The 21014-nt window shown below is 66.2% G+C and carries 21 protein-coding genes and 1 pseudogene; 7 read left to right on the plus strand and 15 right to left on the minus strand.

The features are described from left to right. Positions 1-154: 154 nt before the first annotated feature. Positions 155-1477, minus strand: a complete 1323-nt coding sequence (locus ACSFA8_RS07515) for an ArgE/DapE family deacylase (protein WP_435478868.1) — start codon at positions 1475-1477, stop codon at positions 155-157. Between the two features lie 333 nt (positions 1478-1810). On the opposite strand from ACSFA8_RS07515, the gene ACSFA8_RS07520 reads away from it, so the two are divergent. From ACSFA8_RS07520 to ACSFA8_RS07535, 4 genes are all read left to right on the plus strand, one after another. Further along, positions 1811-1981: a hypothetical protein gene (locus tag ACSFA8_RS07520; RefSeq protein ID WP_435478869.1), complete on the plus strand. Its 171-nt coding sequence runs from the start codon at positions 1811-1813 to the stop codon at positions 1979-1981. Positions 1982-2064: 83 nt separating this feature from the next. Next, positions 2065-2364, plus strand: a complete 300-nt coding sequence (locus tag ACSFA8_RS07525) for a hypothetical protein (RefSeq protein ID WP_435478870.1) — start codon at positions 2065-2067, stop codon at positions 2362-2364. Between the two features lie 68 nt (positions 2365-2432). Next, the gene (locus ACSFA8_RS07530; protein ID WP_435479209.1) at positions 2433-3236 is read left to right on the plus strand and encodes an aspartate dehydrogenase; all 804 of its coding nucleotides are present in this window, start codon (positions 2433-2435) and stop codon (positions 3234-3236) included. A 1197-nt stretch (positions 3237-4433) separates the two neighbouring features. Next, complete coding sequence (locus ACSFA8_RS07535) at positions 4434-5042, plus strand: hypothetical protein (protein WP_435478871.1); 609 nt, start codon at positions 4434-4436, stop codon at positions 5040-5042. Between the two features lie 39 nt (positions 5043-5081). Here ACSFA8_RS07535 and ACSFA8_RS07540 read toward each other — a convergent pair whose 3' ends face one another. Continuing rightward, a complete protein-coding gene (locus ACSFA8_RS07540; RefSeq protein WP_435478872.1) occupies positions 5082-5360 on the minus strand; it encodes a hypothetical protein in 279 nt (92 codons plus the stop codon). A gap of 22 nt (positions 5361-5382) precedes the next feature. Next, on the minus strand, positions 5383-5859 hold the full coding sequence (locus tag ACSFA8_RS07545) for an FKBP-type peptidyl-prolyl cis-trans isomerase (protein WP_435478873.1): 477 nt from the start codon (positions 5857-5859) through the stop codon (positions 5383-5385). A gap of 47 nt (positions 5860-5906) precedes the next feature. On the opposite strand from ACSFA8_RS07545, the gene ACSFA8_RS07550 reads away from it, so the two are divergent. Both ACSFA8_RS07550 and ACSFA8_RS07555 read left to right on the plus strand, forming a co-directional pair. Beyond that, positions 5907-6899, plus strand: coding sequence for a helix-turn-helix domain-containing protein (locus ACSFA8_RS07550; RefSeq protein WP_435478874.1), 993 nt, complete (start codon positions 5907-5909; stop codon positions 6897-6899). 112 nt (positions 6900-7011) lie between these two features. Next, positions 7012-7740 (plus strand): alpha/beta hydrolase, encoded by a 729-nt coding sequence (locus ACSFA8_RS07555; protein WP_435478875.1) that lies wholly within the window; start codon positions 7012-7014, stop codon positions 7738-7740. A gap of 16 nt (positions 7741-7756) precedes the next feature. Here ACSFA8_RS07555 and selD read toward each other — a convergent pair whose 3' ends face one another. After that, complete coding sequence (gene selD / locus ACSFA8_RS07560) at positions 7757-8812, minus strand: selenide, water dikinase SelD (RefSeq protein ID WP_435478876.1); 1056 nt, start codon at positions 8810-8812, stop codon at positions 7757-7759. 21 nt (positions 8813-8833) lie between these two features. Between selD and mnmH the strand changes: the two genes are divergently transcribed. Further along, complete coding sequence (mnmH, locus tag ACSFA8_RS07565; protein ID WP_435478877.1) at positions 8834-9895, plus strand: tRNA 2-selenouridine(34) synthase MnmH; 1062 nt, start codon at positions 8834-8836, stop codon at positions 9893-9895. Here mnmH and phnE read toward each other — a convergent pair. From phnE to ACSFA8_RS07620, 11 genes and pseudogenes are all read right to left on the minus strand, one after another. After that, complete coding sequence (gene phnE / locus ACSFA8_RS07570; RefSeq protein WP_435478878.1) at positions 9886-10656, minus strand: phosphonate ABC transporter, permease protein PhnE; 771 nt, start codon at positions 10654-10656, stop codon at positions 9886-9888. The two genes, mnmH and phnE, sit on opposite strands and share 10 nt — an antisense overlap. A gap of 101 nt (positions 10657-10757) precedes the next feature. Continuing rightward, positions 10758-11591: a PhnE/PtxC family ABC transporter permease gene (locus tag ACSFA8_RS07575; protein WP_435478879.1), complete on the minus strand. Its 834-nt coding sequence runs from the start codon at positions 11589-11591 to the stop codon at positions 10758-10760. Between the two features lie 7 nt (positions 11592-11598). Next, a complete protein-coding gene (locus tag ACSFA8_RS07580; RefSeq protein ID WP_435478880.1) occupies positions 11599-12432 on the minus strand; it encodes a phosphonate ABC transporter ATP-binding protein in 834 nt (277 codons plus the stop codon). A 22-nt stretch (positions 12433-12454) separates the two neighbouring features. Next, on the minus strand, positions 12455-13330 hold the full coding sequence (locus ACSFA8_RS07585; protein WP_435478881.1) for a putative selenate ABC transporter substrate-binding protein: 876 nt from the start codon (positions 13328-13330) through the stop codon (positions 12455-12457). A gap of 117 nt (positions 13331-13447) precedes the next feature. Next, positions 13448-15205 carry an ATP-dependent nuclease gene (locus ACSFA8_RS07590; protein ID WP_435478882.1) on the minus strand — a complete coding sequence of 586 codons (1758 nt, stop codon included), beginning with the start codon at positions 15203-15205 and terminating at the stop codon, positions 13448-13450. A 101-nt stretch (positions 15206-15306) separates the two neighbouring features. Continuing rightward, a pseudogene (locus ACSFA8_RS07595) lies at positions 15307-17123 on the minus strand (DEAD/DEAH box helicase). 177 nt (positions 17124-17300) lie between these two features. Continuing rightward, on the minus strand, positions 17301-17885 hold the full coding sequence (locus ACSFA8_RS07600) for a hypothetical protein (protein WP_435478883.1): 585 nt from the start codon (positions 17883-17885) through the stop codon (positions 17301-17303). Positions 17886-17977: 92 nt separating this feature from the next. Next, entirely contained in the window at positions 17978-18850 is an 873-nt protein-coding gene (locus ACSFA8_RS07605) for an alpha/beta hydrolase (RefSeq protein ID WP_435478884.1), read from the minus strand. Positions 18851-18864: 14 nt separating this feature from the next. Further along, positions 18865-19716, minus strand: coding sequence for an alpha/beta hydrolase family protein (locus ACSFA8_RS07610; protein WP_435478885.1), 852 nt, complete (start codon positions 19714-19716; stop codon positions 18865-18867). Positions 19717-19962: 246 nt separating this feature from the next. Then, a complete protein-coding gene (locus tag ACSFA8_RS07615) occupies positions 19963-20337 on the minus strand; it encodes a hypothetical protein (protein ID WP_435478886.1) in 375 nt (124 codons plus the stop codon). A gap of 132 nt (positions 20338-20469) precedes the next feature. Beyond that, on the minus strand, positions 20470-20952 hold the full coding sequence (locus tag ACSFA8_RS07620) for a GNAT family N-acetyltransferase (protein ID WP_435478887.1): 483 nt from the start codon (positions 20950-20952) through the stop codon (positions 20470-20472). Positions 20953-21014: the final 62 nt, after the last annotated feature.

A 21014-nucleotide genomic window follows, 5' to 3' on the forward strand; every position in this document is an offset into this window, starting at 1 on the left:
AGCGTGCCCCGCCGCCCTGATCCCGCCCCGGAACTTCCCACCCCCGAACCTCAGCGCCCCCGATCCCGCCGGAGAACTTGGCCGCCCTGAGTCCGCCCCAGAACCGCAGCGCTCAGATACAACAAACGCCGGACTCCGCGAATGTCAGCCCGTATCAGCCTTCTTCTTCGATCGGCTCCACGCCGCACCAGTCCGCCATGAACAGCGCCATCGCCGCGGCCACGCGCTTCATGCTGGCAAGCGACACCGCTTCGTCGATGCCGTGGATGTTGCGGGCGATGGGCCCATAGTTGGTCACTGGAATGTCGGTCATCAGGGCGAAGTGGCGGCCGTCGGTGGTGGCCGTGCAGGCCAGCCGTTCGGGCAGCGTGCCGGTCACCTCGCGATGGGCTTCGGCGAGCGCCCGCATCGCCGGCGCGTCCAGGTCGTATTCGCAGCCCGGCGAGAAGTGGCCCTGCGAGCGCAGCTCGACTGTCAGCGCCGGGTTGAGCCGGGCCGCCGTCGCACGGACGCGCTCGCTCACCCGGCGCGTTGCATCCTCGGCCGTGACGCCGGGGAAAAAGCTGAAGCGCAGCCCCAGCGTGCAGGTGCAGGGCACCGACGAGTTCCATTCGCCGCCTTCGATGCGGCCCAAGTTGAAGTTGATCGGATGCGTGACGTCCCGAAACGCCGGGTGCCGCACCTCGGGCGCGTTCCACTCGGCTTCGAGCCCCTTCAGGTCGGCCATGATCGCGATGCCGGCCTCGATCGGATTCACGCCCTGGTGCATGTAGGCCACGTGGGCCGGCTTGCCGGTGATCTCCACGAACAGCCAGCACACGCCGACCTGCGCACTCATCAGCGTTTCGCCAAAGGGCTCGGGAATGATCACCGCATCGAAGTCGGTGAGCCGGGCCTTGCCCATCGCGTTCTGCAACGCGTGCAGCGTGGCCAGCGTGCCGTTGCCGGTGTTCTCTTCGTCGAGCACCGCGTTGAAGCCCACGATGCCCGCCGGCTGCAGCCCCATCTCGCGCAGCGCTCGAAACGCCATCAGCGCGCAGACGATGCCGCCCTTCATGTCGCCAGCGCCCCGGCCGTGCAGCCAGCCGTCGGCCACCCAGGGCATGTAAGGCGGCTGTGTCCACAGCGCTTCGGGCCCGGTCGGCACCACGTCGATGTGGCCGTTGAACAGCACCGAGCGGCCACCGCCTGTGCGCGGCAGATGGCGTGCCAACAGGTTGTAGCGGCCGTTGTCGGGGTCGCAGGGGCACGAGAACATGGGCAGGCCTTCGAGCAGGCTGCTGTCAAGCACGATGCGCTCGGCGGGTAGGCCGAGTTCCTGCAGCGCCTGCTCCAGAAACGCGGCGGCCGGCTGCTCTGCGCCCGAAGGGCTGCGCGCGGCCACGAACGCGCCCAGCGTGTCGGTCATCCAGGGCGCGAGGCGGTCGAGCGTTGCGAGCAAACGGGCGGTGTCGAAAGTGGCAGTGGACGGATTCATGAGCGCCGGACAAAGCCGCAAGCTTCGTGCCGCGATGCGCCGGTGTCCAGCGCGAAACAAAACCATGTCATCCGGCACTACTCCACGGTGCTGCGCACCGCGACGCTGCGACCTATCACTAATGCTAGTTACCGGGCGGGATGGCGGGGCCTCCAATGGGAGCACAAGGAACACAGGAGAACCACCGTGCACCCTTACCCGTCAGTCCAGCGCATTCCCTTACACCCGCGCACGGCATTGCCACATGCCGACGACAGTCAGCCCGCGCAACCGTTTGATGCAGCGAGCAGGTGTTGCACGCAGGGAACCAACATGACTTCCGAATACCCGGGAATGAGTTCGTCTTTTTGCCATTGGCAGGAGCTCACCAAGCTCTACGCCCTGCAGCTCGATGCGCTGGCGCGTCATGAACCCGGCGCGGCCCTCGCACTGGCGCGCACCCAGCAGGATCTCGAGGCGTGCCGCAAGGAGGTGGAGTCGCACGGCGCCACCGGCTGGCACTGAGCAACGCCGCAGCACCGCAATTGACAAGCGGCCTGGCTGTGGATCGAAAGCAAGTTTCTCTCGCGATGCGCAAAGGCGGATGGATGGCCGCAGCCCCCCTGCTGCAGGGGCTGTTGATGTTGCTGCCGGTGTCGCCGGCGCTGGCGGAGCCCGGCAATGCCCCGATGCAGGCCTCGGAGGCCCTTAACTTTGCCATCGTGATCCCGTCGGTCTTCAGGGTAACCCGCAGCCGGCCGGTGGCGGGCGGGCGCGAGGTGGTGATCTGGACGAACATGCCGGTGGTGCGCATTTCCGACCGCGAATACCGATTCGATCGCGTGGGCGAGGCGACATTGTTTGTTCCAGAGACAACGGGCGGTGCCGCCATCGTGCACGGGCTCTAGCAGCGTCGCGCGCTGGGTGGGGTGCGGGTGTGGGCAGAATGGCCCACCCCATCACCCGAAAGTTCTCCTTGTTGCGCGTGACATTCATCGGTGCCGGCGCGATTGCGGCCGAAGTCCTTGGCAGGCTGGCCGCGCACCGCGATGTGGTGCGCATCGTGGCAGTGGTGCGTGCCGCCGCCGCGGCGAGCGCGCCGGAGCCCGGCGTGGCCCCGGGTTGGCACGGCGTGCCCGTGGTCGCGGCTGTGCCTTGGGACGCCTGCGACCTCGTGATCGAAATGGCCGGCAGCCGCGCCGTGACGGAGCACGTAGTGCCGGCGCTGCAGCGAGGCATCCCGTGCTTCATCTGTTCGGTCGGCGCGCTGGCCGTTCCGCAGGTGGCCGACGAGGTGCGCGCCGCGGCCGAACAGGGTGGCACCTCGGCGCAACTGATGAGCGGAGCCATCGGTGCCATTGATGCGCTGGCCGCCGCCGCCGTGGGCGGACTCGACAGCGTGCACTACACCGGCCGCAAGCCGCCACAAGCCTGGTCGGGCACGCCGGCCGAGGCCGAATGGCCGCTCGACCTGCTCACCGCACCTACCGTGGTGTTCGAAGGCAGCGCGCGCCAGGCGGCGCTGCAGTTTCCCAAGAATGCCAACGTGGCCGCCACCGTGGCGCTGGCCGGCGTCGGTTTCGACCGGACGCGCGTGACGCTGATCGCCGACCCTGGCGCGGACTGCAACGTGCACCACATCGCCGCCGCGGGCGCCTTCGGCAAGCTCGCGTTCAGCGCACACAACCTGCCCTCGCCCGACAACCCCAAGACCTCGGCCCTCACGGCCTGGAGCGTGGTGCGGGCAGTGCTCAACCGGGTGGACGCGCTGCGCTTCTGACCCGTGCGGCGCGGGCCCCACCGCGCGAGGGCATCCGCAGGCCTCTCTTTGCCATGACAAGAGGAGGCGATTCCGTCTTACAGATGGATCGGTGGGCCAAACGAATACTTTCTTCTGCATGGGAAATTTTCACATGCGCACATCATGAGGAAAGCCATGGCAATGCCGGCCTTCAGCGGACCCCGCGACGCTCGCGAAAACCTCTGCCCCTGGGCGCGGAGTTGCATATGAGCGCCTCCGTGCTGCGACAGAGCGACGGCGTTATCAAAATGCCGGTCGAGTGCGCGACATGCGGAGCGCGTAACCGCGGCAACGCGATGTTCTGTTCCGGCTGCGCCGGCCAGCTTCCCGGCTTTGCGCCAAGTGGCCCGTCGGAGCTGGAAAGAATCAAAAGCTTCAGTACCTGGCAACAAGGCAGGGACACCCCACGTGCCCCCAGCGTTACAGCCATTCCTCCTGAACGAAGCTGGATGCCCATGGTGGCGCCCCTGGGCTTGATGGTGCTCGGCCTCGGATTGGCCTACGCATTCCTTGTTCGCGAGCCCAATCAGCTGCCGGTTCAGCCTTCGCGCGCGGCCCTCACCCCAGTGCCAGACGCCAGGCCCTCGGTGGCCAAGGCCCCTCAGGAGGCAAGCCCACCCATTGAGGCGGCACTCAAGACTGCCGGCGACCCCGCGCCGTCGGATGCCGTGGTGGTCATCTTCGGCACGCCTTCCCGGGAGCCTCGGAGCACGGCTCCAGCGTCGTCCGACGCCTCGCCCGAACCGCCGCTGCAGAAAGAGCAAACGGAGCAAACGGAGCCGACGGCGGCACCGCTGCCGGCCCCGACGAAGACGTCCAAACCCTTGGTTGCGGCCACCAGCCCGCGCGTGCGGGCCCCGGTGCAAAACAACGAGTACAGGAATGAGTACAGGGAACGGTCGGTGCCTGTGGTCACTGCGCCGCGGGTTCAGGCGCCCACTCTGGCGGCGATTGCCCCGCCGGCAACAATCGCACCCGCACCCTCGGGGCCCAGTGCACCGCGGATGCAGGCACCCTTTCTTGCGGCGGTTCCCCCGGCGGAATTAATCTCACCCGCCCCCACGCGGCCGACAGCAACACGCCCCGGAAAAGAAGCGTTGTTGTATAGCGAGGCAGGTGGCAGCGGCGCCGTCTCCAGCGTTGCCGTAGCGAGCAATGGCGGTGCGAGCAGCGCCAGTGGAAGCACCGGAGCAGGTGCCGCCGCGGCGGGAGGTGGTGCAGGTGCAGGTGCAGCTGCGGGCGGGCCCGGGGGCGCAGCGGCTGGTGGTAGTGCCGGTGCCGGCGGCGCTGGTGCAGGAGGCGCCGGGGCAGGTGGCGGTGGCGCAGGCGCAGGCGGCGGTGGCCCAGGCGCCGGTGGTGGCGCGGGTGGCGGCGGCCCAGGCGGTGGCGGCCCCGGCGGCGGCGCAGGTGGCGGCGGTGCAGGCGGTGGCGGCCCCGGTGGCGGCCCCGGTGGTGGCGCGGGTGGCGGCGGCCCAGGCGGTGGCGGCCCCGGCGGCGGCGCGGGTGGCGGCGGTGCAGGCGGTGGCGGCTCCGGCGGCGGCGCGGGTGGCGGCGGCCCAGGCGGCGGCGGCCCCGGCGGCGGCGCGGGTGGCGGCGGCCCTGGCGGCGGCGGCCCCGGCGGTGGTGGCCCCGGCGGTGGTGGCGGCGGCCCTGGCGGCGGCGGGCCCGGCGGTGGTGGGGGTGGCGGTGGCCCCGGCGGTGGCGGCCCCGGCGGGGGTGGCGGTGGCCCAGGTGGCGGCGGGGGCGGCGGTGGCCCGGGACGCTGAGATCACCAGCCGACTCTGAGCCCTATCACGCCCATGAGTCCGGGCTGAAGCTCAACAGCTAGTGCCCTACGACCGACCAGCCCGCCTGCTGGTTGGTCTTGTCGTTTTCGTATTCCCAACGGGTGCCGCAGCGGTCGCAGCGATAGCTGGTCACGTTGACGCTGTGGCCGCCGCTGTCGCCGTCGCTGCGCTCTTCCTTGCGGCTCGAAAGCTGGACCAGCTCGGCATGGCCCGGCGCGCGGCGCCAGTTGCGCTGGATGCCGGTGCAGGGCTCGCACAGCACCATCTTCTTCATGTCGGTGGCGCGGGCGGAAAGTTTGGGGTCGGTGGTGGTCATGGTGACGAGTGTGCCCGCTGGTTCAATGGTGGTGCCCGTGCGCGCCATGCACATGCCGGTGCGCGATCTCTTCTTCCGACGCGGCGCGCACCTCGGTCACCTTGAGGCTGAAGCGCAGCTCCATGCCGGCCAGCGGATGGTTGCCGTCGAGCAGCACCTTGTCGCCCTTGATCTTCATCACCGTGAAGACCTGCGGCTCGCCGCGGTCGTTGCGGCCTTCAAGCGAGCCACCGACCTTCACGCCCGGCGGGAACTCCGACTTGGGGATGGTGCGGGTGAGCGATTCGTCGCGCTCGCCAAAGCCGTCCTGCGGCTTGAGTTCGAGCGTGACCTGGTAGCCGGGCATGCGCCCGTCGAGCGCGGCCTCGATCTTGGGCAGCGTGTTGCCATAGCCGCCGTGCAGGTAGACCATCGGGTCTTTGCTCTCTTCGATGAGCTTGCCCCGTGCATCGGCAACTTTGTAGCGGAGGGTGACGACGGTGTCTTTGACGATTTGCATGGCACGATTCTCCCGCAGTGCGCCGTTCCCGTGAAACGAGGTGTCCTTTGGAAAGTACCCACACGCCGCCGGGCCCCGCGCCCACCGCCATCGCCCGCTGGGCGACCGATGCCGTGCCGCCGGCGCAGCGGCTCGACTACTGGATCGGCGCGATCTGCGAGGGCTTCCTCGAAATGGACGTCAGCGCGCGGCTCGACCCGGGCTTTCGCGCCAGCCTTGAGGCCGCGCCGCTCGGCCCGCTGGTCGTGAACCGGGTGAGCGGCAGCGCCCAGGACGTCTACCGCACCCCGCGCGCAGTGGCGCAGAGCCGCGACAATTTCTACTACCTGCTGCGCAAGGCCGACGTCCCATGGCATGCAGCGCAGAACGGCCGCGAAGCGCGGCTGCTGCCCGGCGACATGCTGCTGGTGGACTCGCGCTTCTGCTATGAATTCCACTTTCCGCTGACGGCCAACACGCTGTCGATCGAGCTGCCGCCGGCCTGGCTCGAGGCCTGGCTGCCGCAGCCGACGGCGCAGCTGGGCCGGCGCATCGATGGCCAGTCGGGCTGGGGCCTCACCCTCAGCAGCTTCATGCACCAACTGTCCCCTGAGGTGGCCGCAGCGTCGCCGCTGCCGGGCGCGCTCATGGCCGACCAGCTCGGCGCCCTGCTGGCGCTCGCGACTGGCAGTGCTGCGGCAGGCGAGACGGGCGAGGCCGCCTCGGCACCGGGGCTGCAGGCGCTGGCGCGCCGCGTGCGTGAACGGCTGCAGCAGCGCCATGCCGAGCCGGGGCTCACCGCCGGCGCCATCGCCGCCGACCTGGGCGTGTCCGAGCGCACGCTGCACCGCTGCCTGGCCCGGGGCGGCGCCACGTTCGGACAATGCCTGGTCGATTGCCGCATGGCGGTGGCGCGGCGGCTGCTGGACGACGCGCGTTTCGACCGGCTGACCGTGGCCGAAATTGGCCGCCGCGTCGGCCTGGCCGATGCCTCGCACTTCATCCGCCAGTGCCGCCGGCAGTTCGGCGCGACGCCCGGCGAGCTGCGCCGCAGGCGCTGAGCAACCAAAAGGCGCGGCCGGCGCGAATCGGCCATCGCGCTGGCACGCAGCGGCCATCCGGCGCCGCCGCGCCGTCCTAGAGTGCGGCCATTCCAACAACAGGAGACTCCGAATGGCCGACACCTATGTCCTGATCCACGGCGCCTGGCACACCGGTGCCGAACTCGAGGCAGTCGCACAACACATCCGCAACGCCGGCCACGTGGTGCATTGCCCCACGCTGACCGGCAACCGGCCCGGCGACGACCGCGCCAGCACCGGGCTCGCCGATGCCGTGGCCTCGGTGGCCGACTACCTCGAGGCGAACGACCTGCACGAGGTTCGGCTGGTCGGGCACAGCTACGGCGGCATGGTGATCTCGGGCGTGGCAGAGCGCGTGCTGCCGCGGCTGCGGCGGCTGGTGTACGTCAACGCCTTCGTGCCACTGCCCGGCGAGTGCCTGAACGACATGGTGCCGCCGCATTACGTTGGGATGTTCGAGGCGATGTCGGCCGCGAACGGCGGCGCCGTCGTGCTGCCCTTCGAGATCTGGCGCGAGGCCTTCATCAACGACGCCGACCTGGCGCTCGCCACCTCGGCCTACGCCATCCTGAACCCGCACCCGTACCGCACCTTCACCGACGGGGTCGTGCTGCAGCGCCCGCTGGCCGAACTGGCGATCGGCAAGTCGTACGTCAACTGCCAGCAGGACACGGCCTTGCCGCACAGCCTGCCCTGGCACCCGCGGTTGTCCGAGCGGCTCGGGCTGTTCCGGCTGGTCGAATGCCCCGGCAGCCACGAGATGTGGTTTTCCAACCCGGAGCGGCTGGCGCGCGCGGTGATCGAGGCCGGGCGCGACTGACGGGCGCCGTGCTGGCCTAAGCGAGGAACGACACGCCGGCGGCCTCGCCAGCGGCCAACGCGCGCAGCGCGCCGACCTCGCCCGCCTGCGCAAAACCCGCATCGCGGAAGGCGGCCAGCACGGCCGGCACGGCGTCGGGCCGGCAGCTCACCAGCAGGCCGCCGCTGGTCTGCGGGTCGGCCACCAGCGCGCGTTGCCAGTCGGATCCGGCGCCGGGCCATTCGATCTGCCCGCCGTAGCCGGCCCAGTTGCGGCCCGAGGCGCCGGTCACGATGCCCTGCTGCGCAAAGGGCACCGCGCTTGCGATCAGCGGCAGCGTGTCGAGCGACACATCGCCGCGCAGGCCCGAGCCCTTGCAGATCTCGAGCAGATGGCCGGCCAGCCCGAAGCCGGTCACGTCGGTCATCGCATGCAGGCCGTCGAGCGCGGCGAGTTCGATGCCGACGCGGTTCAGTTGCGTGGTGTGGCGAATCATCTCGGCATAGCCGGCCGCATCGAGCAGCCCCTTCTTCAGCGCCGCCGAGAGAATGCCCACGCCCAGCGGCTTGCCCAGCACCAGCACGTCGCCTGCTTCGGCCGCCGAGTTGCGGCGCACCTTGTCGGGGTGCACCAGGCCGAGCCCGACCAGCCCGTAGATCGGCTCCAGCACGTCGATGCTGTGGCCGCCCGCGATCGGAATGCCGGCCTCGCGACAGATGCTGGCGCCGCCTTCGAGCACGCGGCCGATCACCTCAGTCGGCAGCTTGTCGATCGGCATGCCCACGAGCGCCAGCGCCATGATCGGCGTGCCGCCCATCGCGTAGATGTCCGACAGTGCGTTGGTTGCCGCGATGCGGCCGAAGTCGTACGGGTCGTCGACGATCGGCGTGAAGAAGTCGGTGGTGGCGACCAGTGCCTGCGTGGCGTTGAGGCGGTAGACGGCGGCATCGTCGCTGGTCTCGGTGCCGACCAGCAGCTCCGGCGGCACCAGGCCTTGCGGTGCGCGTGCCAGAATCTCCGCCAGCAAGCCGGGGGCAATCTTGCAGCCGCAACCGCCGCCGTGTGAAAAACGTGTGAGAGCGATCGGTTCCATGATGCCCGGAAGAATAAACCCATGACCCAGCGCGGCCCCGTGCGCGTCGCGGATCGTCATGCGTTCGACGTGCTGATCGACGCGCGCTCGCCGGCCGAGTTCGCGCTCGACCACATCCCCGGCGCCATCAACTGCCCGGTGCTCGACGACGACGAGCGCCGCATCGTGGGCACGCTCTACAAGCAGCAAGGTGCGTTCGAGGCGCGCCGCGTGGGCGGTGCGATGGTCGCGGCCAACCTGGCGCGGCACCTGAACGAGCGCTTCGCGGACAAGCCTCACACCTGGAAGCCGCTCGTGTACTGCTGGCGCGGCGGGCTGCGCAGCGGCTCGATGGTCACTTGGCTGCGCCTGGTCGGCTGGGACGCGCAGCAGCTTGCCGGCGGCTACAAGAGCTTTCGGCACCATGTGCTGGACCAGCTCGCCGAATGCGTTCCGCGCTTGCAGCTGCAGGTGATATGCGGCGCCACCGGCAGTGCCAAGACCCGCGTGCTGCAGGCGCTGTCGGCGCGCGGCGCGCAGGTGCTCGACCTCGAAGACCTGGCAAAGCACAAGGGCTCGCTGCTCGGCGCCCTGCCTGGCGTGCCGCAGCCCTCGCAGAAAGCTTTCGAGACGCAGATCGCCACCGTGCTGGAACCCTTCGACCTCTCGCGCACCGTGTACGTCGAAGGCGAGAGCGCGCGCATCGGGCGCATCGCGCTGCCGATTCCGCTGGTTGCGCGCATGCGCGCGAGCGCCTGCATCGAGGTGCAGGCCACGCCCGAGGCGCGGCTGGCCTACCTGCTGCGCGACTACGCCTACCTCGGCGACAACCGCGAGGCGCTCGCCACGCAGCTCGGCCTGCTGAAGGAAATGCAGGGCAAGGAAACCGTAGGCCGCTGGCAAGCCTGGGCCCGCGCGGGTGAGCTGCCACCGCTGTTCGACGAGCTGATGCGCCTGCACTACGACCCGCACTACGCGCGCTCGCAGGAGCGGCACTTCAGCACCTGGGCGCAGCGGCGTGTGGTGGAAGCCGACGATTTGTCGGACGCGGGCATCGCCGCCGTGGCCGATGCGGTGCTCGCGTTCGACGCGCCTCAGGCGTAGGCCGGCGCCAATCCGCGGCGCAGCCGCCCGCTGGCGCTGTCGACCGCCACCACCATCGCGAACATCGCAAGGATCACCGTCGCCGCCTGCGCCTGCTGGAACAGCGAAAGGTGGAAGTACAGCATCTGCCCCAGTCCGCCCGCGCCCACGAAGCCCAGCACGGCGGCCATGCGGATGTTCATCTCCCAGCGGTAGAGCGTGTAGGCCAGCCACTGCGGCGCCACCAGCGGCAGGCTGCCGTAGGCAAAGGCGGCCGTGGCGCCACTGCCGGCTTCGCGCAGCGCGCGCTCGGGCAGGGCCGGCGCGTTTTCCAGCGCCTCGCCGAAGAGACGGCCGAACACGCCCGTGGTGTGCAGCGCCAGCGCCAGCACGCCCGCGAACGGGCCCAGGCCCGCGGCCAGCACCATCAGCGCAGCCCACACCAGCTCGGGCACGCTGCGCAGCACGTTCAGGCAAAAGCGCGCGCCCTGCTTCGCCGCGCCGCCGAAGCGGCCCGAGGCCGGCAGCGCGAGCAATGCGCCGCCCAGCACCGCGAGCAAGGTGCCCAGCGCCGAGATCGCCAGCGTCTGCAACGCGCCCCACCCCGTCCTGGCCAGGAACGCCGGCGAAAGATCCGGCGGAAAGAACTCGGCCACGAACTTCGCCATGGCGCGCAGCGACTCGCCCGAGAACAGCCCGCGCACGTCGATGGCGAGGTACGCGAAGCTGGCGACCACGGCGAGCATCAAACCTAGCGCTGTGAGAAGAGGTATCAGGGCCATGCCAGAAACACCGCGGAACCGGCTTTGCCGGGCCGCCGGTGTTGCCCCCGGCGAGGGGGTTGGCGAAGCGACACGAAGTGCGCGAAGACTGGGGGTGAGCCTCATTGCAGCACCTTGCGCAGGGTGGCACTGAGCGCGTCGGCCATCAGCACCAGCAACAGGAACACGATGAGGATGCTGCTCGCCTCGCCGCCGTTGAGCATCTTCATCGACTGATCCATCAGCTGCCCGAGCCCACCCGCACCCACGAAGCCCATCACCACCGACGCGCGCACCGCGCACTCCCAGCGGTAGACCGTGTACGAGGCCAGCTCCTGCGCCGCGCCGGGCAGTAGCCCATAGCAGAGCGCGGCGATGCGGCCGCTGCCGGCTTCGAGCAGTGCGCGCGCCGGCCGCGTGTCGCCCGATTCAAGGATCTCGGCATACACCTTGCCGAGCATGCCGCCGTAGGTGATGGCCAGCGCCAGCACGCCCGCGGCCGGCCCCAGGCCCAGCGCGCGCACCAGCACCAGCGCCCACACCACTTCGGGAATGGCGCGCAGGGTCGTCATCAGGCCGCGCGCCGCGGTGCGCACCGCCTGCCCGCGCCAGCGCCCCGACCCGGGCCCGATGCGCGAGATGGAAAGCGACTGCGCCACCAGCACCCCGAGCGGCACGCCGATCACCAGTGCCAGCGCAATGCCGGCCGTGGCCATCGCCAGCGTTTCGAGCGTGGCCTTGAGCAGCAGCGCCAGAAAATCCGGCGCCATCGAGGGCGGCAGAAAGCCCGCCAGGAAACCGCCCATTACGCGCAGGCTGTTGCCATCGAACAGCGCGAGCGGCCTGAAGTCGGTGATGACCAGCATTGGCCACAGCACCACGGCCGCCACCAGCAGCGCCGTGAGGCGGCCCCGTGCGGCCGGGTCGCGAAGAAGCGTGGCTGTGGTGGCGGTCACCGCAAGCTCAACGGCACATCAGCGCCGAAGCCCGGCTGTCGGCGGTGCCCTCGCCCGCGCCAGCGATTGCGTCGACGCCATGCACGGGAACGACGCCGCCTTCGGCCGCATACAGGTCTTGCAGCATCGTGGGGGTTACGTCGGCAGCCGCCATGTCGAACACGATGCGCCCTTCGCGCATGCCGACGATGCGGCCGAACCACTTGAGCGCCAGGTCGACCGCATGCAGCGAGGCCACCAGCGTCGCGCCGGTCGCCTCGCTCTGCGCCACCAGCTCGCGCAAGGTGGCGTCGGCCAGCGTCGGATCCAGCGCAGACACCGGCTCGTCGGCCAGCATCAGGTCGGGTTCCTGGTACAGCACGCGCGCGATGCCCACGCGCTGCAGTTGTCCGCCGGAGAGCCGGTCGCAGCGCTCCCACACGCGGTCGCCCAGGCCCAGCCGCGCGAGCGCCGCCTGCGCGCCTGCCGCATCGGCCGGCACCAGCAGCGACTTCATCGCCCGCAGCGCCGACCACGCGCCCAGCTTGCCCGCGAGCACGGCAGTGACCACGCGCAGCCGCGGCGGAATCGGCGGCGCCTGGTGCACCACGCCAATGCGCGCCCGCAGCGCCTTCAGCGCCGACGCCGGCAGCGCCCACGGCTGTTGCCCCAGCACGGCCACGCGCCCCTCGCTCGCGCGCACCGACGTACCCGCGATGCGCAGCAAGCTCGTCTTGCCCGCGCCCGAAGGCCCGATAACGGCCACGCGCTCGCCCTGCCCCACCTGCAGCGTGGCATCGGCAATGGCGGTGAAGCCATTGGCGTGGTAGCGCAGCACCACGCCTTGCAGCGAGAGCGTCAAGGTCGCGTCGCCTTCCTGCGGGTTACTTGATGAGCCCGGCCGAGCGGCCCGCCGCCTCGATGCCGTCGTAGTTCGACGCCTTGGTCGGGATGAACTTCGAGGCCCGCTGCAGCGCCAGGATCTCCTTGTGCTGCGGGTTGGCTGCGTCGAGCGCGAGGAACGCGTCGGCCAGCTTCTTCGTCGTGGCCGCGTCGAGGCCCGGTCGCACCGTCCAGTTGTAGTCGTAGTAGGTGGGCGTGGTCGCCAGCACGCGCACCTTGGCCGCGTTGGGGTTGTTGGCCTCGACCAGCTTCTCCCACACCGACGCGTTGAGCACGCCTGCATCGGCGCGGCCGGCCGCCACGAATGCGACCGTGGCGTCATGCGCGCCCGAGTACGCCACCGTCTTGAAATCGCGCTCGGGGTTGATCTTGGCCGCGTCCTGCATGAGGAAGTAGCGCGGCATCAGGCTGCCCGAGGTGGACGATGGCGAGCCGAACGCAAAGGTGCCGCCCTTCAAGTCGGCCAGCGTCTTCGCCTTGCTCTCGGTCGGCACGATGAACTTGCTGGTGAACACCTCGTCTTCTGCGCGCTGCACGATAGGCACCGCCTTGCCGTCGGTGCGCAGCTTGGCCTGCACAAAGGTGAAGCCGCCCAGCCAGGCCAGATCGATCTTGTTGGTGGCCAGCCCCTCGACCACCGCCGCGTAGTCGGTAACGGGCGTGAACTGCACCTGCATGCCCGTGGCCTGCGCCAGGTAGTCACCCAGCGGCTTGAACTTGCGCTGCAGTTCGGTGGGGGCTTCGTCGGGGATGGCGGAGACGCGCAGCACGGCGGTGGGCTGCGCTTGGGCTGCCAGAGGGGCGAGGCAGGCGGTGGCGAGGAGGGCTAGGGTGGATTGGAGGAGGAGGCGTTTCATGGGCGAGGCTTAAAAGCGAACAAAAGCAAGGAGGCCGATTGTCATAGCAAGCCCAGAGCTCGGGCAAAGCACTCGCACGTTCTACTGGACGAACTCGCCAAGCTGCCCTACCAGCAGCTATCCAGCCATGAGGAGTCCGTCGGGCACGGCAACACCAAGCAGCGGTGGTGCCACTACCTTCGGAAAGCTGTTCTCCACCAACGCGCAGAACGCAGCCATCCTCCCGGCGTCGATCTTGCCCGTAGCGTGATGGAACAGAACATGTTGCGGCTTTCTATGCGGAGAACCCGCTGGAGGAATAGCCAACAGCGTTTCTATGTCTTTGTCGACGGTTTGGATCGAACAAGTGAGCGTCGGATGCCGCGAATCGCCAATAAGTTGGTTGAGGTCGGCGTGCTCATTCTGGTCTTTGTCATCGTCATGAATGACCGAATGACTGATGCCAAGACAGATGAACAGGTTCATGAATCTGTGGATGTTGTATTTGCCCAGGCAGTCCATGACATGTAGCCCGCAATCAGCGCCTTTTATCATTCCCTCGTCGACTAGCTTGTTGATGAGGGCAACTTCGGTTGGTCCCTCGACCAACAGGACATGATTGGCGAAGAACAGTCCCGAGCGATCCGCGTTTAGCCAAAGAAAGTGCTTCGCTGCTTCCATCTCCGGCTGAACATCGTCCTGCGAGAGCTTCTTCTTCATCTTTGGATATTTCGCCGCAATGACTTGAATGGCCTGATTGGCATCGATGATCTCAGCCCACTGCGCATCGCCGATCTGAAAGGCGTTGACGCATCCGTGGGTACGTAGGACGCGAGTTATCGCGGGGATCGAACTGGCGTTTCGACTCACAAAGTGAGACGAATGTGTGGTGCAGACGACCTGCCAGTTGTCCTTCTTTCCGATGTCCATCAAGCTTCTCGCCAAGATATCCTGCTGCGGCGGGTGCAGGAAAGCTTCGGGTTCCTCGAAAAGGATCAGCGTTAGTGAGGGGGAAAAATCCTTCGCTTTCTTGGTGATCTTTTTTCCAGCGTACTGAGCTCCGAGCTGGATCAATGAGTAGATGAAGTGACGTTGAAAGCCGGAGCCATAATAGTCAACACCTTGCGGCTTGCCGTGAAAGGTGTCGAGCAGCTCCCAGTTCACCATCTGCTTAACGATGTCCGCTGCAGACGGTGGTGCAAAGCGCAGCGAGAACTTCGTCTGCCACGGTTCCAATAGACTGTTAAAAGCGTTTTGGAAACCCTCAAGCGATCTCTCGTCCTTGGTCTTCTCTTTCAAGATGGTTGAAGCAAAGACTTCGACGCCTTTGGAAAATTGCTCGTAAGAGTCGCCGTCTTGAACTACGTCCGTCATGACGTCGGTTAGCAAATCCCGTAGTGCTGAGGGCCCCGTCAGTTTTGTGTGCTCATCGACTTTGCTTACCGCCGGTATGTAGATCAGGTCACCGAACTTCCCACTTTGGACATTCTTCGCGCCATAGAACGGCTCATTTGAAAGCGCTCCGTCGGCTTGATATCCGTAGATCGAGCCTGCGGAACTCTTCCCGTCAGCGCCCTTAGTGGCGGTCTGGAAAAACTTCCTCACGCGCAGTGTCTTGCCGGCGGTTTGGTAGATCGCAGCAAGTGACTCGTGCTCGATATCAGACAACTGAAAGCTCAACTCGATCCACGACTCGTCATCCTCGGCCTTCATGAAAGGGAGGTCGCTGTTCGGCTTGAACTTGAAGCCGTCTTTCTCGTAGAAGGCGCGAATCGCGTCAATGAAGGTGCTCTTTCCCGCGTTGTTTGGGCCAACTAGCAGGCTGTATGGGCGAAATTGAATCTCCTGTTCTAGAACACCACGGAAGCCATGGAGTCTTACGCTTAGGAGTTTCATGAATTTCTTTCAAGTAGTCGCGGAGGGAAGGTCGATCTCAAGCGGGTTGCTTGAGTCGGCAAGTTTTCTGCGAGTTGCGGGGGGGTGACGAAACGGCAAATTCAGGGGACGTTGAGGCCGAGTCGTTTGGCGAACCCTGCTTCGCCGCTCATCGTCATTACCAATCGATGCGTCGCCCGAGTGGCAGCGACATAAAACAAGCGCGCTTCTTCAATTTCATCCTCATTGGTCGATGGCATTTGCCCGATGCCTGGAAGCGCCACAACTGGAAACTCAAGGCCCTTGCTTGCATGCATCGTTAGAACCTTGATGGTGTCCGCGCTCGGGTTGAAGCTTCCGGAGCCTTTCCGGACTTGATGTGGCAGCTTTCGTTGCTTCAAGGCGCTCGCACATTCCTCCATCACCGCGTAATGCCTGCAGATCACAGCCATATCGCCCCACGCATGACCTTCCTGATGCGCCGCACTCAGTAGCTCCGCGACCTTGATCGCCTCGTCCCGCAGGCTGGGCAGTCGGATCACCAACGGTGCATGCCCGTCCCGCCCGCAACTGATCGGGTGCAGCAGCGGGATGCCGTCGTCATCCTTGTCCTCGGCGGTCAACAGGTCGGCTGCAATCAGGCTCGCCGTCTGTAGGATCTGCTTCGTATTGCGGTAGTTGATCTTCAGCACCGTTGTGCGCCCCTGCGCCTGGATGCCGACGCTCTTGAAGCTGATTGCTTGGTGCGTTGTCGTTCGTAGATGCTCTGCGCGTCGTCGTACAGCAGCAGCAGGCTATTGGTCTCGGGATCGACCATTTGCGCGACGAGCTTCAGCCACTCGGGCTGAAAGTCGTGGCCTTCGTCGATCAGGATAGCCTGGTATTGGCCGGACGGAATCTGCTTGCGGTCGACGCCGCGGATCACGTTGTCGACCATCTCGTCGAACATGCGCGGGCCTTGTGCCGGAATGGTTTGGCCGAACGCCACGAGCTGCTGCCGGCACCACTTGTGAAAGTTGCGCACATGCACGCGTTCGGTCAAGCCCTTGGCTTCCATGACGGACGCGAGCTTCACGGCCAGCGGCTCGTTGTAGCAAAGCACAAGGATCGGCTTGCTGTCCGCGGCCTTGGCCAGGTACTCGGCGCGGTAGCCAAGGATCATGGTCTTGCCGGAGCCGGCCACGCCATGGATCACACGATGGCCATCGCCCAGGCTGCGGGCCAGTTGCTCCTGCTGCAAGTCCAGCACCCGCATGATGTCGGGGAGGGCGTCGTCATCCTTCTCGTCGGTCGCGAACAGACTGCTCTGCGTGTTGACGCGCACTTCGGGGAAAAGAATCCAGCGCACGCGGTCGATCTGCGGCAGCGACAGCACGCCGCGCATCAGCATCGGGAACATGCCCCACAAGCGGCTTTGCAGTTCTTCCGCATCGACGCCCTCCGTCATCTCGTCGGAGCAGATCCCGCGATGCGGCTCGATGGCCAGGCGCAGTTCCGCCGCATCGAACTGCTTGCGCGTGATGTGCGTGAACACCACGCCGTAGCTCCATGGAAAGGTCAGCATGCCCTGCCACTTGCCTTCGGCCTGCACGAGTTGCTTGTCTTTGCATAGCGCGTCGACCACTTGGTGCGCGTAGTGCCGGGCTTGCTCGCTCGGGTTGATCACGCTCTTGGGCACGCCGCCCGGAATGATCTCCCAGGTCTGCTTGCTGGCCTGGCGAATGGTGTCGAGCCGCCAGTCCTTCACTTCAAGAATCAGCAGACCGCGGCGCGGGTGCAGCACGACGAAGTCGGGGTGCGATTGCTTGGGGCCAACGGGCACGTCGTACCAAAGCAGGTAGTCGTCATCGAGCTTCTGCTCCAGCCGCTCGGCCACGCGGCGCTCGCCCGTCGTCATGCGCGAGACGCAGGTGCTCAATGCGGGGATCAGGGTGGCCATTGGGCGTGGGGGTGTCTCTGTGACAAATGTTTACAACCCATCATGCCCAGCGCAGAGGCACCTGACCATCCTCCTTCGGTATGAGAAGACGCTGCCGTGATTTATCTGACACGCGCGTTTTCGTTATGAAGGGGAAAGGCCTACAACCTTGTTGAGCTACCCTGCCCCTGCTTGTGGCTAGTTCAGCTCTGTTCTTGCAATGACCTGCCAAGACGCGCCGCCGCCCAACATTGCATCGCATCGCCAGCACCGTGTTGCTGAAAGGCGGAGCAACTGATCGCAGTTCGGGCAATCACCGAGCAGATTCCGGGCGACCTCCGACAAGTCTTCGTCGGGTCTTCGCGACTCCACAGGCAGCCTCTTCGGCGTGTTGTCGGCGCCCCGCGCCCAGCCTGACTTGACCACCCTCACCCCGATAACCGCCCAGAACACCAGAGCCAAGGCGACGACCGTCCACGAAAGTACATCCTTGTTAATCCCGGTAGGAATCAAGGCAATCGCGGCCTTGAAAACCATAAAGTTGAATGCGATGCTGACGAGCGGAGAGACGGCTGCGAGCCAGATTGCCGACACCACTTCATTCCGGATTGCAAGTCTGCAAATTGCAGGCGCGATGAACGCGAACGGCCCGAAGTACAGCAGCCATGTAGCAAAGCCTGCAGGGCCGAACGGCCCGCCGCCTTTGGCCAGAAGAAAAACCATGACCCACATGAGCGTTCCCACTGCTATACCCAGAAGACCAAGAATCGAAGAAATCAACATCAGAACCTTTCGACGTCATTTTCGTTGTGAAGGGGAAAGGCCTGTAGCCCCCGCTGCGTGGATCGCATCGCTCGGCGGGTGCCACCCGATCCCTAGTTCAGAAGCCTGACCATCGCATCTTCGAACGCCAGAACGTCAGTTCCCACATGGGTCGCCGAGAACTCTGTTTCTATGAGCGTCAGCCCCACATAGCCCCGGGCCGCCATTCGCTGGTACATCTCCTTCACATCTACTTGATTGCAGTTGCTGGCGCAGTGCGCCAGTATCAAAGTGACGGGAAGCGGCCTTCCGGCCAGTGCGTCGAACATCTTTTGTTCCAGCTCGAAGTTCTGGGCCTTCTGCTGCCAGAACGCGGCCTCGATGGAAATGAAGTACGAGAAGACCAGGTTGTCCGGCGCCTCGAGGAAGAGGGCGGTGGCCGCCAGGTTGCCGCTGGTCGACAGGCCCGTGAGCATCCGCTTCTTCGGATCCATCCGGTACTTCGATTCGATGAATGGAATCAGATCCTTCGTGAGGAAGTCGTGGTACGCAGTGGCGCCCGGAAAGTTGTAGTCCTCCTGCCGCCGCGCGCTGCCGCCGATGCCGATGAGCAGGGCCTTGGTGCCGCGCTTCAGCAAAATGTTCTGGAGGTTGCCGAACCGCGTGTTGGGCAGCCCGTTGGTTGCATCTCCGTCGAGTGCGTAGATGGAGGGAAACGCATCGGTGCTGCTGTCATAGGCAGCGGGGATGAAGATCTCGACCACATAGGAGATGCCGGTTGCTTTTGCCCGGACGGTCTCCGTCACCACACGACCGCTCGGCGAGGGCGCAGGCTGGGCAGCAGGCGCGCTGCCGGTCAGCGGCACTATCGCGATGCCGCCTCCGCCGCCCCCACCTCCGCCGCCGCCACCACAGGCGGACATCGCCGCGAGGATCAAGCCACTGCCCAACACCGCGAGCGCGCGGCGAAACCCTGCGAGTCCCATGTCGATTCCTCGTTTTATTTGGTGAGAGTCCAGGCAGCAATCTGCTGGACAACTTCGCGTTCAAGCCCATTGAAGCCGTGGAATGCCATGGCCTCGCAGGGGGCGCCTTTGTTGTCTCCGCCATTGAAGGCCAACAATTCCTTCCTCGGCGAGTTGGACAGCTTCGCCATTAGTGCGGGCACCTCGGCAAACGCGCAGAGCGCGCAGCCATCCTGCTCGTGATGCACGACGAGAACGGGGATCCGGATCTTGTCCAGCGGCATTGCCGGCACGGGTCGGCTGCGTTCGTCAACAAGAATGGTCGAGCTCAAAACGATGCCGTCCGGCCCTTCCCGGCCGGAAAGCTCGGTGGCAACGTATGCCGCGGACTGCGTACCGCGGCTGGTGCCCACAAGCCAGACGGGCGCCTTGGATTGCTCCCGCATCCATGCAATGGCCGCTTTGACGTCGGCCGCATGCTCGGGCGTCTGACGGAAGCCGCCGAGGTAGGGCGGACTCTGCCGATCGGACGGGGCATCGATGATCGCAACCATGAGCCCCTGGTCTGCAAACAATTGCCGCGTGCGAACGAGGAAGTTTCCGGCGCCCCAATTGAAAGAACCGTTGGGAAAGATCTGCAAGCCCCCGTGCCCGCCCGCAAAGAGGATCACGGCCGCCTTGGTCTTCGGAGGTGACAGCACGAGCATTCGCTGCGTCACCCCGGGCCGGGTGGGAATATCGACCACCTGCGGGGTGGTCTGCGCCTGCGCTGGCGAAACCATTGCAATCAGAAAGAGCAAGGCCGCGATCCAGGTTCTCGTAGCGGTGCGCATCGACGCCGATCTGCTGGCGGGCTCTACCTTGGAGACACGGTCGTCGCTGGCCATTCCCAATTCGCCGAAACCGCGTCGGCCGGCAAGGCCAGAATCAGCGCGAGCGCTGCAGCGAGGCACACGATGACGACGACGAGATACTGGGACATGGCAGCGAGTTTCGAGTGACATGGCGCTTGGCCGTGTCAGCCACCGGCTACACATTGCACGAAATGCGACGGGGCAGTAAGTACAAGGTATCCAGTCGACGCCTCTGCCCTGCTGCCGACGTCGAAATCGTCACCTAGCAACGAGATCGCGTCAGGCGAAGGGCGGAAGCCCATTGCCGCCCGACCTGGCGGCAACGGCTTGCAGTTCGGGGACAAAAGTCAGGAGCCGGCGCGTGAGCCAATACAGGTGAACCGCATCGATCGGGTCGGGCAACCTGAGCGTGTCGAGCAACCGTTGCAGGCGATCTCCCAAGTCCAGAGCGGTCAACGGCTCAAGGACGCTTGCCAGGTCGGCTCTTACCCGCTCGTCCACGAGATCGTGCTCGTCCAGACTGTGCCAGATCGCCAACACGGCGCGCTCGCACAGCTCGACATCCGATGGCGGTGCCATCGCGTCGGCGTAGCTCAATGAGCTAGAGGGCGTGCCGCGGTTGTCTCTTTGTAAGAAGCTCGCTGGTGAAGGCATGGATCGCTCCTTCTCAGCAGCCAACATACGCCGCCTCGAAGCGGTTGGCAATCCCTGATATCAGGAATTTGCCCGCTAGGCCTCAGGTGCAGGCAAAGCAAGGTCGCGGTCGAGAGGCCTGCCTTCCGAAGTTCATGCGACCAGCAGCCCCAGCACGTACTCGTCTACGTAGTGTGGCTCGCCGGCCCGCTTGTAGAAATCGCGCAGGGTGCCTTCGTGTACGAACCCGAGCTTTCCATAGAAGCGCAGTGCTTGCGTGTTGTCGCTCTCGGCGTACAGCTCGATGCGCCTGACGCCGTCGGCCTTCAGCCGCTCGATCGCATCGGTGAGCATGGCGTGCCCCACCCCTTGCCCGTGGCGTCGCGGGTCTACCGCAAGGGTTCCAAGCAAGGCAACATGGCGCACCCGACCTGGGTACCGGGTTGCCTTGTAGAAGCCGGCTATTGAGCCGTCCACTTCCCATACGTAGAAGCAGCCGCTGTTGACGAGCTCCCCGTAGATGCCTTCGAACTCGTCGAGCAACATGGGCTCGTAGGTGAGGAAGGGCACCACCTTCTCGTGCGCATAGATTGAGAACACGGCCTCGATGTCTTGAGGCTTGGCAAGTCGGCGCATTCGAGGAATCCTGGGACTGGAAGAAGCGAACGGCAGCGAGTGTACCGAGCGGATGGCCGCTC

The organism is Variovorax nitratireducens (assembly GCF_051216545.1).
In the GTDB taxonomy this organism is placed as follows: Bacteria; Pseudomonadota; Gammaproteobacteria; order Burkholderiales; family Burkholderiaceae_C; genus Variovorax.

Coding starts and splice junctions, on each gene's coding strand:
- ACSFA8_RS07515 (WP_435478868.1), bottom strand. CDS start 1,477: ATGAATCCGTCCACTGCCACTTTCGACACCGCCCGTTTGCTCGCAACG.
- ACSFA8_RS07520 (WP_435478869.1), top strand. CDS start 1,811: ATGAGTTCGTCTTTTTGCCATTGGCAGGAGCTCACCAAGCTCTACGCC.
- ACSFA8_RS07525 (WP_435478870.1), top strand. CDS start 2,065: ATGGCCGCAGCCCCCCTGCTGCAGGGGCTGTTGATGTTGCTGCCGGTG.
- ACSFA8_RS07540 (WP_435478872.1), bottom strand. CDS start 5,360: ATGACCACCACCGACCCCAAACTTTCCGCCCGCGCCACCGACATGAAG.
- ACSFA8_RS07545 (WP_435478873.1), bottom strand. CDS start 5,859: ATGCAAATCGTCAAAGACACCGTCGTCACCCTCCGCTACAAAGTTGCC.
- ACSFA8_RS07555 (WP_435478875.1), top strand. CDS start 7,012: ATGGCCGACACCTATGTCCTGATCCACGGCGCCTGGCACACCGGTGCC.
- selD (WP_435478876.1), bottom strand. CDS start 8,812: ATGGAACCGATCGCTCTCACACGTTTTTCACACGGCGGCGGTTGCGGC.
- mnmH (WP_435478877.1), top strand. CDS start 8,834: ATGACCCAGCGCGGCCCCGTGCGCGTCGCGGATCGTCATGCGTTCGAC.
- phnE (WP_435478878.1), bottom strand. CDS start 10,656: ATGGCCCTGATACCTCTTCTCACAGCGCTAGGTTTGATGCTCGCCGTG.
- ACSFA8_RS07585 (WP_435478881.1), bottom strand. CDS start 13,330: ATGAAACGCCTCCTCCTCCAATCCACCCTAGCCCTCCTCGCCACCGCC.
- ACSFA8_RS07590 (WP_435478882.1), bottom strand. CDS start 15,205: ATGAAACTCCTAAGCGTAAGACTCCATGGCTTCCGTGGTGTTCTAGAA.
- ACSFA8_RS07600 (WP_435478883.1), bottom strand. CDS start 17,885: ATGTTGATTTCTTCGATTCTTGGTCTTCTGGGTATAGCAGTGGGAACG.
- ACSFA8_RS07605 (WP_435478884.1), bottom strand. CDS start 18,850: ATGGGACTCGCAGGGTTTCGCCGCGCGCTCGCGGTGTTGGGCAGTGGC.
- ACSFA8_RS07610 (WP_435478885.1), bottom strand. CDS start 19,716: ATGGCCAGCGACGACCGTGTCTCCAAGGTAGAGCCCGCCAGCAGATCG.
- ACSFA8_RS07615 (WP_435478886.1), bottom strand. CDS start 20,337: ATGCCTTCACCAGCGAGCTTCTTACAAAGAGACAACCGCGGCACGCCC.
- ACSFA8_RS07620 (WP_435478887.1), bottom strand. CDS start 20,952: ATGCGCCGACTTGCCAAGCCTCAAGACATCGAGGCCGTGTTCTCAATC.